Annotated in this window: 5 protein-coding genes; all 5 read left to right on the top strand. The window is 63.7% G+C overall.

Features of this window, described 5'->3' with window-relative positions; genetic code table 11:
• Nucleotides 1-2: 2 nt before the first annotated feature.
• The 5 genes from ACTJKT_RS06635 to ACTJKT_RS06615 all read left to right on the top strand — a co-directional run bounded on the left by ACTJKT_RS06635 (nt 3) and on the right by ACTJKT_RS06615 (nt 12001).
• Nucleotides 3-1334 carry a deoxyguanosinetriphosphate triphosphohydrolase gene (locus tag ACTJKT_RS06635; RefSeq protein ID WP_440786554.1) on the top strand — a complete coding sequence of 444 codons (1332 nt, stop codon included), beginning with the start codon at nt 3-5 and terminating at the stop codon, nt 1332-1334.
• A 754-nt stretch (nt 1335-2088) separates the two neighbouring features.
• Nucleotides 2089-3813 carry a ShlB/FhaC/HecB family hemolysin secretion/activation protein gene (locus ACTJKT_RS06630; RefSeq protein WP_440786553.1) on the top strand — a complete coding sequence of 575 codons (1725 nt, stop codon included), beginning with the start codon at nt 2089-2091 and terminating at the stop codon, nt 3811-3813.
• A gap of 111 nt (nt 3814-3924) precedes the next feature.
• The gene (locus ACTJKT_RS06625; protein ID WP_440786552.1) at nt 3925-8877 is read left to right on the top strand and encodes a hemagglutinin repeat-containing protein; all 4953 of its coding nucleotides are present in this window, start codon (nt 3925-3927) and stop codon (nt 8875-8877) included.
• A gap of 284 nt (nt 8878-9161) precedes the next feature.
• Nucleotides 9162-9788: a response regulator transcription factor gene (locus ACTJKT_RS06620; protein ID WP_007931447.1), complete on the top strand. Its 627-nt coding sequence runs from the start codon at nt 9162-9164 to the stop codon at nt 9786-9788.
• Nucleotides 9789-9829: 41 nt separating this feature from the next.
• Nucleotides 9830-12001 carry an ATP-binding protein gene (locus ACTJKT_RS06615; protein WP_440786551.1) on the top strand — a complete coding sequence of 724 codons (2172 nt, stop codon included), beginning with the start codon at nt 9830-9832 and terminating at the stop codon, nt 11999-12001.
• Nucleotides 12002-12131 lie beyond the last annotated feature (130 nt).

Genomic DNA, 12131 nt, shown 5'->3' with positions numbered 1-12131 from the left:
CCTTGGATTGGCATACCCTGCTTACCCGCGAACGCCTTGGAAAACCGTTGCACAGCTCTGAAGAGCTGGGCCGCAGCCCCTTCCACAAGGACCACGACCGCATCATTTTCTCCGGTGCCTTCCGCCGCCTGGGCCGCAAGACCCAGGTGCACCCGGTGTCCAGCAACGACCATATCCACACGCGCCTGACCCACTCCCTGGAAGTCAGCTGTGTCGGTCGTTCCCTGGGCATGCGGGTCGGCGAGACCATTCGCGACGCCCTGCCCGACTGGTGCGAACCCAGCGACCTGGGGATGGTGGTGCAATCGGCCTGCCTGGCCCACGACATCGGCAACCCGCCGTTCGGCCACTCCGGCGAAGATGCCATCCGGCACTGGTTCCAACAGGCCGCCGGGCGCGGCTGGCTGGACGCCATGAGCGAAAACGAGCGCAATGACTTCCTCAACTTCGAAGGCAATGCCCAGGGTTTCCGGGTGCTGACCCAGCTGGAATACCACCAGTTCGACGGCGGCACGCGGCTGACCTACGCCACCCTCGGCACCTACCTGAAGTACCCCTGGACCGCGCGCCATGCCGACTCCCTGGGCTACAAGAAGCACAAGTTCGGCTGCTACCAGAGCGAACTGCCGTTGCTCGAACAGATCGCCAACAAGCTTGGCCTGCCGCAACTCGAGGAACAACGCTGGGCCCGCCATCCGCTGGTGTACCTGATGGAAGCCGCCGATGACATCTGCTATGCCCTGATCGACCTCGAGGACGGGCTGGAAATGGAGCTGCTCGACTATGCCGAAGTCGAGTCGCTGCTGCTCGGGCTGGTGGGCGACGACCTGCCGGAAACCTATCGCCAGCTCGGCCCGCGGGACTCGCGCCGGCGCAAGCTGGCGATCCTGCGCGGCAAGGCCATCGAGCACCTGACCAATGCCGCCGCCCGGGCCTTCGTCGAACAGCAGGATGCCCTGCTCAGCGGCACCCTGCAGGGCGACCTGGTGGAGCACATGCACGGCCCGGCCAAGCGTTGCGTGCTCAACGCCAAGGACATCGCACGCAAGAAGATCTTCCAGGACAAGCGCAAGACCCTGCACGAGATCGGCGCCTACACCACCCTGGAAATCCTCCTCAACTCGTTCTGCGGCGCCGCGCTGGAACAACATGGCGGACGTACCCCGTCGTTCAAGAACCGGCGGATTCTCGACCTGCTGGGCAATAACGCGCCGGATCCGAACGGCTCGCTGCACGCCTCCTTCCTGCGCATGATCGACTTCATCGCCGGCATGACCGACAGCTACGCCAGCGAGATGGCCCGGGAAATGACCGGGCGTTCCAGCCCGCAATGACCCGCCGTCGAACGGCCGCCTCGGGTTACCGAGGTGGCCGTTCGGGCGGTTTTTCATGAGCCGGCAACTAAGGGATTCCCCTAGTCCCTTATCAGGCAATATCCTGATGCGGTCCTTACTTCAACTTTGATCACCTGCCCGTTTCACACGGCTCGACAGTGCCGCTCACTTCCACCCAGTTCGCCAGATATCATCCGCTAGACACTATTCCAGACAGCCTTCGGCATCTAGAGCACTTGCTCTATAACTAGCGATATCGACCGACATATGTAGCCAAACAATCAATCCAACTAGCCTGAATTAAACAGGCCGTTAACGATACAACCAAACATCCTACCTTTACCTTTCGATACATCTGCCCCTCCTTCAGGCCGAAACCCTTGCAATACAAGGGCCCTGCGAGGTTCCATGCGATTACAAATTCCGTACAAATCGACTTTATCCTTTCCGCTAGTCTCGACCCCTAATGAGTTAACGAAGATTAATTTCGCTCTTCGACAGCTCGTTCCCCTTGCATGACCCTAGGCCGGATGATCGGCAGCAAAACAAATAGCAAGCAAACTAAGTACTCTCATTCAAACTCCAGCCAACCTGTTAGTTCAGTAGATATTTTCAAAATAATTTCACCCTTCGCTGTAACAAAGAGCGCGCCCAGGACTCAAGCGTCAAAATGGAAGTGAGTACACGGAATGAATCCGTGTCGATAAGTTGTTCCCGCACTTCCTCGTCCGTTTTTCTCTATTAAGGATGTCGAGTGCCCTATACGTCCTCAAGTCACCCAAGCTGTCACACCGGCCTGCGCCGCTGGTTGCTGCTCTCGCTGCTGGCCGGGTCCCTGCCGGTGGCCGCCGCCGATATGCCGCAACCGGGCCAGGAAGCCCTGCGCCTGCAGCAACAGCAACAGCGCGACCTGCAACAACTGCAACTGGAACAGCGCCAGCGCCAGTTGCAGCGCGGCAGCTTCGGAACCCCGGCGGTAACCCCCGCCGAAACCGCCCAGGGCGGCGAGGATGAACACTGCTGGGCCCTGAGCGGCACGCGGATCGCCGGCGTCACGCTGTTCAAGAAAGACCGGCTGAACCGCCAGCTCGAACCCTATATCGCACCCTGCATGGGGGTGAACGGGATCAACCGCCTGCTGGCGCAGATCACCCGGATCTATGTCGAGGCCGGCTACATCGCCAGCCGCCCTTACCTGAGCAGCGCCCCCGCCGCCGGCCATTCGCTGGATATAGTGGTCGACGAAGGTTATGTCGAGGCCGTCGAACTGGCCGACCAGAGCCTGCCGGTTTCCCTGGCCGGGGCCTTTCCCGGTATGCTCGGCGAACCGCTGAACCTGCGCGACCTGGAACAGGGCCTGGACCAGCTCAATCGCCTGCGCTCCCTGGACCTGACCGCCGATATCGCCCCCGGCAGCCAGCCCGGCGCCTCGCGGATCATTCTGCGCTCGCGCAGCAGCGGCGCCTCGCGCTGGGCCCTGGGGCTGGGTGTGGATAACCTCGGCAGCGCCAGCACCGGGCGTGACCGCAACTCCATCAACCTGAGCCTCGACAGCCCGCTGCAACTCAACGACGCGCTCAACCTGAACTTCAGCGACACCCTCAACCACGGCCCGCGCTACAGCCGCAGCACCAGCCTCTTCTACTCGATCCCCTATGGCTACTGGACCTACAGCCTGTTCGCCAGCCATGCCGAGTACCGGGCGCCGTTCAAGCTCAGCAGCGTGACCTTCTACAACAGCGGGCGCACCGACCTGCTCAGCCTGCGCGCCGACCGCGTGCTGTGGCGCGACCAGGGCCACCAGTTGAGCGCCAACCTGCAACTGGCCCACAAGGACGTCGACAGCTACCTGCAGAAAGCCCGCCTGGACATCCAGAGCCCGACCCTGACCGTGGCCGAAGCCGGGCTCAACCTGTTCTGGCTCAACAGCGCGGTGTGGAACCTGGACTTCAACTACGCCCAGGGCCTGACCTGGTTCGGCGCCGACCGCGACTCGCAACAGGTGCAGAAAAACCTGCCACAGGCGCAGTTCCACAAGTACCGCGCCAGCCTCAGCCAATGGCGCAATGGCCGCATCGGCAGCCAGCCCTGGCAGTGGCAGAGCCAGCTGTCGCTGCAGTACAGCCCCGACCCGCTGCCGGCCATCGAACAACTGCTGGGCACCGATGACTCCGCGGTGCGCGGCTATCGCGAGAACAGCGCCTCGGGCGCCATCGGTGGGATCTGGCGCAACACCCTGCGCCTGCCGTTGCAGAACGATCTGCCCGTCAAGCTGACCCCGCGCCTGGCCTTCGACCACGGCCGGATCAAGGCGCAAGAGGGAGCCAGCAGCGAGCGCCTGAGCGGCGCCAGCATCGGCCTGAACCTGAGCTGGAAGAACCTGCAAGTCGATGTCGACTACCAACACAGCCTGGAAACACCCCAACGCTTTCACCATGAATCGCCCACCTGGCTGACCCGCCTGAGTGTGCAGATCTGAGGTCCCGCGAACCGTGCCCCAGCCTGAAGAAAACAGCCGAGCCTGAACACCACAGCGGCGTTGCAACGAACAACGCGCATTGCCACTCGGCCCACACATAGAGAGCTTCTTATGCCCGACAACACATCTGTGTTTCACCTGTCCCCCAGGGGCAAACTGCGCCTGGCCATCGCCAGCCTGCTTCTGGTCTCCCACCTGCCGCAGGCGCTGGCCGGCGGCATCACCGTGGTCGAAGGCCCGGGCGGCATCCCGCAGCTGCAAAACCAGAACGGCGTGCCTATCGTCAACATCGTCGCGCCCAACGGCGCCGGGCTCTCCCATAACCAGTTCCTCGATTACAACGTCGATCGCCAGGGCGTGGTGCTGAACAACGCCCTGCAATCCGGGGCATCGCAACTGGCCGGGCAACTGGCCGCCAACCCGCAGTTCCACGGCCAGGACGCCAGCGTGATTCTCAACGAGGTGATCAGCCGCAACGCCTCGGCGCTCAACGGTCCCCAGGAGATCTTCGGCCGCGCCGCCGACTATGTGCTGGCCAACCCCAACGGCATCTCGGTCAACGGCGGCAGCTTCATCAATACGCCGAACGCCAGCCTGCTGGTCGGTCGCCCCGAGCTCAACGACGGCAAGCTGCAAGCCCTGAGCACCCGTGATGCCAAGGGCCAATTGACGGTCGATGGCCTGAGCAACGACAAGGGCAGCATCAACCTGATCGCCCCGCGCATCGACAGCCAGGGTACCCTCACTGCCGGCAACCAGCTCAACCTCACCGTCGGGCGCAATCGCGTGGACGCGGCCAGTGGCAAGGTGCTCAGCACCGACCCGGCCGGTAACACCAAGGAGCAGCGCATCGACGCCAGCCTGTTTGGCGCCATGCAGGCCGGGCGCATCAACATTGTCAGCACCGCCGAAGGCGCCGGTGTGCGTGTTGGCGCGGTGCAGGTCAAAGGTCGCGACGGTGTGGATATCGCCTCCGCCGGCGACCTGCATATCAGCGGCCAGGCCAAGCCCGACAGCCTCGACGCCATCCGTGCCGGCGTGCACAGCAGCCAGGGCGACGTGCAGTTGCGCAGCGGCCAGGACCTGACCCTCGCCGCCACCGATGTCAGCGCCCGCGACGTCAAGCTCGATGCCGGGCGCAACCTGACCCTGAGCGCCATCGAAAGCCGCAAGCTCCAGGAAAAACGCGAGCAGTGGAGCAACAGCACCATCGGCATCACCTGGGAAACCTACGACCGGACCCTGACCGACAGCGACAGCCGTCAACACGGCAACCAGCTGACCGCCAGCCGCGATGCCGAGCTCAAAGCCCGCGCCAACACCGAACTCAAGGCCAGCCAGGTCAAGGCCGGCAACAACCTGAAGGTCGAGAGCGGCGCCGACCTGCGCCTGACCGCCGCCACCGAAACCCACGAACAGCGCGACCAGGGCCACCACCGCAAGCACCTGTGGAAAGCCGACTGGGACAAGTCCAGCAGCGAGCAACGCAGCATCACCAGCCAGCTGGAGGCCGGCAACGACCTGCAACTGACCAGCAGCCAGCAGCTGCAACTGCAGGGCGCCGAACTGGCCAGCAACAATATCCAGCTGACCGGGCGCCAGGTGGACATCACCAGCGCCAGCCGCACCCAGAGCAACAGCGACAAGTCCTACTCCGGCGACCTGGTCGGCGGCAGCTTCTTCGGCAAGAACGGCGACGGCGACAAGGGCAAGACCCTGAACAAGGGCAGCAAGGTCAACGCCAAGGGCGACCTGATCGTCAAGGCCGACGAAGTCCGCATCAGCGGCAGCCAGGCCCGTGGCGGCAAGCAGGCCAGCGTGATCAGCGAAAAAGGCTCGCTGACCATCGACGGCGTGCAGGACCGCTCCCACGACAACAGCTACAGCAACGACAGCAAGTTCTTCGGCATCACCAAGGACGAAAGCCGGCAGAACCGCAAGGACAGCACCACGGTCACCAGCGACCTGCGCTCGGACAGCAACCTCGAGCTCAAAAGCGCCAAGGACATCGCCCTCAGCGGCGCGCAAGTGACCGCGACCGGCAAGCTCGAAGCCAAGGCTGGCGGCGACATCAAGATCGACTCGGCGCAGGACACCAAGCAGAGCGAAACCACCACCCACACCCGTGGCTTCGACGCCTATGCCAAGGAAAATGCCCCAGGCACCCGGCAATACCGCGCCGGCGTGCGTTACGAAGACCAGCAGAAAACGGTCAAGACCAACGACACCAAGCAACAGGGTTCGAGCCTCAGCGGCGGCAGCCTGGAAGTCGCAGCCAAGGGCGACCTGAGCATCAAGGGCAGCGACCTGAAAGCCACCAATGGCGATGCCAGCCTCAGCGGCAAGCAGGTCGAGTTGCTGGCCGATCATGATCGCAAGAGCGAAAGCACCGACACCCGCACCACCGGCGGCGGTTTCTACTACACCGGCGGCCTGGACCGGGCCGGCAGCGGCGCGGAATTCGCCCACAGCAGTACCCAGGACACCAGCGATACCAGCACCGCGAAAACCACCGGCATCAATGCCACCGGCAACCTGACCATCAAGGCCGGCAACACCCTGGTGACCGAGGGTGCCCAGGTCAAGGCCGGCGACAAGCTGCTGGTGAATGCCGAGCAGGTCGACAACCGCGCGGCGCACGACACCGAGTCCAGCAGCCACAAGGAAAACACCTGGAGCGCCGATGTCGGCGCCAACGTCGAATACAAGGGCCTGACCCGTCCGGTGGAAAAAGCCATCGAAGGCATGGCCCAGCGCAAGTTCCACCAACCGGGCCTGCTCGACGCCCTGGAGCCGGGCAATGTCGGCCTGGACGTGGAAGTCGGCCACCAGAACAAACAGCGCACCGAGCAAGGCAGCACCGCCGTGGTCAGCCAGTTCAAGGGTGGCCAGGTCGAGGTCAAGGTGGCCGGCCAGTTGCAGGATGAAGGCAGCCGCTACGAGGCCACCCAAGGCGCGCTGAAGATCGACGCCGGCAGCCAGGTGGCCAAGGCCGCCAGCAATACCCACAGCAGCAGCGAGCAGGCGCTGGACGCCAAGGCTGGCGTACGGGTCTACACCACCACGGGCGAGGACCTCAATGTGCGTGGCAGCGGCGCCGGCGGCAGCAGCGACAAGCGCAGCGACAGCAGCAAGGCGGTGGTCGGCAGCTATGTCGGCAAACAAGGTGTGGACATCGCGCTGAGCGGCGACGGCCAGTACGAGGGCAGCGAGTTCGATGGCCGCGACGCTGGCGTCAAGCTGCACGCTGGCGGCGAACTGGCGCTGAACCAGGCCAATGACCGCCAGAACAGCAGCGACTCCAGCCTGCGCGGCGACGCCTCGCTCACCGTCGGCAGCGCCCCGGGCGCCAACGGCAATAACCTCAACCTCGGCGCCGGCCTGCAGCTGGACCACAAGCGCCTGGATCAACAGGACAGCCAGGCGCACGTCGCGACCATCCAGGGCAAGGGCCCGGTCGAACTGTCCAGCGGCGGCGACCTGATCCTCCAGGGCACCACCATCGGCAGCAAAACCGAGAAGACCGGCGACATCAGCCTGAGCGCCGGCGGCAAGCTCGACCTGCAGGCCGCGGTGGACACCCACAGCAGCCAGGGCAGCAACCTCGGTGGCGGCCTGACTGGCGGCGCCAGCAAGACCAGCAGCGAGCAGAGCAGCGGCAAGAGCGCCAACCTGAGCGCCAACTTCAACATCGGCCGGGTCTCGGAGCAGGACCAGAAGCAGACCGGCGGGCAACTGCACAGCAATGGCCAGGTAACACTCGCCAGCGCCTCCGACAGCAACACCGCGCTGCACTTGCAGGGCACCCAGGTCGAGGGCAAAAACGTCATCCTCAGCGCCGACAAGGGCGGGATCTACCAGGAGTCGGCGCAGTCCACCCAGGCTCATAACAACTGGGGCCTGACCCTGGGCGCCGGCGGCAACGGCGGCAAGACCACCCGGGCCGACGCCGGCGAACACGACTCGCCGAAAACCGATCGCGGTATCCACGCCCGGGCCAAGATCGATGTCGCGCAGGTGCACAGCAACACCCAGCACAACAGCCTGATCAAGGCCGACCAGGTGACGCTCAACAGCAGCGGCGATACCCATCTGGCGGGTGCACGCATCGACGCCAACCGGGTGGACGGACGGATCGGTGGCGATCTCAAGGTAGAGAGCCGCAAGGACCAGCTCAGCAGCACCACCGTCAACCTCGACGCCCGCCTGGACGCGGAGAAGAACCAGCCTGGCGTGGTCGACAAGCTGACCAAGCAGACCGGCCCGCTCAAGGACAAGCTGCAGGCCAAGGCCGAAGGCGGTTTCGACAAGCACCGCGAGAAGCTGGAAAACGTCGTCGACAAGGGTACCGAGCGCCTGGTGGCGGCCAAGGACAACCTGGTGAACAAGGCCGAAATCGCCAAGGAGCGCCTGGGTGAGAAACTCACCCGCAGCGGCAGCTACGACGTCAACCCGGAACCCAAGGGCGCCTTCGGTCGCGGCGTGGACAAGGCCAAGGGCTACCTCGCCGACAAGACCGAAGCCTTGGGCGATCGCTTCTCCAGCCTCAAGGAACGGGTCTGGCCGAAAACCAGCGACAGCTACGCCGTCAGCGAGAAAACCGGCGCTGGCAGCAAGCTGACCAACACCGCGGAAAGCGTGCTGTTCGGCGACAAGAGCGGTAACACCTCCTACACGCCGACCCTGAACCTGAATGTCAGCCGTCAGAGCAAGGACAGCGTGGCAGAGGCTTCAGGCATCAGCGGTACCCGCGGCGTCAACCTGCAGGTGTCGGGCGAGACCCGCCTGAGCGGCGCGCGGATCGGCGCCAGCGAGGGCAAGGTCGACCTCGGCGGCTCGACCCTCAGCACCACTGCGTTGGCCGGTACGGATTACCGCGCCGACGTCGGGCTCAATCTGTCGAAGTCGCCGGTCAACCTGGCCCTCGGTGCCAAGGATGAGCTGACCCGCAAGCAGGACGAGGCCACCCAGAAGGATCAGGCGTTCAACCTAGGGCCGCTGCGCGTCGGCGGCCATAGCGACAGCCAGCTGCTGCAGGCCGGCATCGATCAGAAAGCGCCCTGAGGCAAGCGCTCCGTGATCGGCTGCCCCCCATGAACGGGGGGCAACCCTTCCCTTCTCACCGCCCTGTATTGCCCTGCGAAAAAGTGCACTAAAGCTCCAACATCTTCTTACTTTTTACATGGCTGGATACTCATTCCTACTTTCAACTGAAAAACCGCTGTAATCCGAAACCGTCTTTCATGTAAGAACTGCCTTATTGTCCCCAACCCCGCCTTAACCCGCATATATCCACTGTCCTGCCTGCGCTAAGGTCCAACCCTGTATTTATTTCCACGGGTTTGACCATGAGTTCTGTGTTCATCATCGACGACCATCCCGTTATCCGACTGGCCATCCGCATGTTGCTGGAACATGAAGGTTATAAAGTCGTCGGCGAAACCGATAACGGTGTCGATGCCCTGCAAATGGTTCGCGACAGCATGCCGGACCTGATCGTGCTCGATATCAGCATTCCCAAGCTCGACGGGCTGGAGCTGCTGTTGCGTTTCGGCGCCCTGGACAAGTCGTTGCGGGTGCTGGTGCTGACGGCGCAGTCGCCGGCCCTGTTCGCCGCGCGCTGCATGCAGGCCGGGGCCTGCGGCTATGTGTGCAAGCAGGAAGACCTGAGCGAAGTGCTCAGCGCCATGAAGGCCGTGCTGTGCGGCTACAACTACTTTCCGAGTCACGCCCTGCAAACGCCGCGTCAGGATGAAACGGCAAACAACGAACTGAGCCGCTTGATGTTGCTCAGCGATCGGGAATTGATGGTGTTGCAACTTTTTGCCAAGGGCAGCACCAGTACGCAAATAGCTAACAGCATATTTCTCAGTGGCAAGACGGTCAGTACCTATAAAAAAAGAATCATGCACAAACTTCGCGCGACTTCCATGGCGGAACTTATCGAGTTGGCACAACGTCACGAACTGGTGTGAGGAACAGGATGTTCAAACCCATTCTTTATTATTTAACCCTAATGGCCACGACAGTCTCGGCGCTGCTGTTTCTGGGCCTGGTCGAGGCCGGGCAACGGGAGCCCGGAATAACCTCCGCCCACCCGTGCACCGATACGGCACCTTGCGCTGAATCGACCGCCGCCCCGCCCCCCGATAACGACCATCGCGGGCTGCTCCTGCTCGCAGGCCTGGGGCTCGGCGCGCCATTGCTGGCGTCCCTGGGCTGGAATGCCTGGCTGCACCGGCGCCTGACCCGCCAGCAGCAGGCCGCGCATGATGTCGGGCAGCAGCTCGCATTCATGCAGGCCTGGGTCGACGGCATGCCGCATCCGACTTACGTGCGTGACCGCCAGGGCCTGCTGCAAAGCTGCAACGCCAGCTACCTGGAGAGCTTCGCCGCCCGGCGCGAAGAGCTCATCGGTAAAACCCTGTTGCAGGGCCCCGTGGACGATCCCGAGCAGGCCCGCGAATATCACGCCGACTACCAGCAGGTCATGGCGCAAGACCGCCCGCTGCTGCGTGACCGGCCACTGCGCCTGAACGGACAGGAGCTGACCGTCCAGCACTGGGTTGTGCCCTATCGGGATGCGAGTGGTGAGATCCAGGGCATCCTCGGCGGCTGGATCGATATCAGCGAACGCCATCGGCTCAGCGACAGCCTCAGGGCCGCCCGGCAACAGGCCGAAGCGGCCAGCAAGGCGAAAAGCGCCTTCCTGGCCAGCAGCAGCCACGAACTGCGCAGTTTCATGAACGCACTGAGCGGTGCACTGGAACTGGTGCTGCAGCGCTCCGACAGCCAGTCCCAGGATCGTCCGGTCATTGAAATGGCTTATCGCTCGGCCCGAGCGATGCAGGCCCTGGTCGACGATACCCTCGATATCGCCCGCATCGAATCAGGCAGCCTGCCCCTGAGGCCCGAATGGCTCGACCCACGTGTCCTTGTCGAATCCATCGTCAGGGAGTTCGACAGCCAGGCCCGGGAGAAGCACCTCAAGCTGCTGCCGACCTTCCACTCCAGCGTCGAGCCAGTCGATGTGCGGCTCGATCCGCTGCGTTTCAAGCAGGTGCTGGGCAACCTGCTGCACAACGCGATCAAGTTCACCGAACAGGGCCAAATCAGGATCCATCTCGATCTGCAAGCGGCCACGCCGCCGCAACAGGTGCAGCTGATGCTGCAAGTGACGGACAGCGGCATCGGCATCGACGAGCAGGATCAACACAGGCTGTTCGAGCCCTTCTTCCAGCCCCAGGCTCGTAGCCTTTCCCGGCCTGACGGCGCAGGGCTGGGCCTGACCATTTGCCGTCACCTCTGCGAGCTCATGCAAGGCAGGCTGCAACTGACCAGCCAGCCGGGCATAGGCACGGAAGTCCGGGTCCTGTTGCCGCTGGCCTGTCAGCCAGCGCGAGAACCCGCGGCCATCGTCGCGCCACTCATTGCCCCTGCCACCCGGGCCTTGAACGTACTGGTGATCGATGACCACTCGGTGGACCGCCTGCTGCTGAGCGAACAGCTGCGCTTCCTCGGGCACCGCTGCCGCACCGCCGACGACGTCGAGCAAGGTTTCGAGCTCTGGTGCAAGGGGTTCTTCGACCTGCTCATCGTCGATTGCAACATGCCGGGCATGAACGGCTACAAGCTGATCCGCGCCATCCGCGAGCATGAACGCCTGGAGTCCCGCGCGGCCTGCCGGGTATTGGGAGTGACCGCCAGCGCACGGCCGGAAGAAAGACAGCAGTGCAAGCAGGCCGGCATCGATGACTGCCTGTTCAAGCCTGTCGGCCTGGCGAGCCTCAGCCACAAACTGGCGGGCCTGCAACCGCGGCCCTGGAATGGCGTGTTCAGCCTGAAGGCGCTGCGCACCCTGTCCCGCGGCAAACCGCAGTTCGCCCTGCGCATCCTTACCGAACTGCTGCATTGCAGCTACCGGGACCGCCAGCAACTGATGGCCCTGCCCTGCGAGACGCCGCCCCAGGCACTGGCGGAGCTCGCCCACAAGATCAAGGGCTCGGCCTTGATGGTGCAGGCAAAAGACCTTGAAGCGCAGTGCGAAGCCCTTGAGCAGGCTGTTCTGCAAGACGCGGGCAGGCAAACCCTGATGCAACACCGAACCGCCCTGGAACAGGCCATGCTCAAGCTTGAACGGGCCCTGTTGTGGCAGATCGATCAACAGCCCGGCGCGGCCACGACCTGAGCCCCATAAGCAGCGCAGCGCCTTGTGTTGCAGCCAGTTGCCAGACAAATATCAAAAAGCCACTATCCTGTCAGTCGGCCCCAAAAGCCTCATGGCGAGCCTGCGCCTGGCTGCAACCCGCAACGTCCCC

The organism is Pseudomonas sp. 22526, from assembly GCF_052044735.1.
GTDB lineage: Bacteria > Pseudomonadota > Gammaproteobacteria > Pseudomonadales > Pseudomonadaceae > Aquipseudomonas > Aquipseudomonas piscium.
The sequence above is the reverse complement of the archived record's forward strand: the minus strand, read 5'-3'. Positions and strand labels throughout refer to the sequence as shown.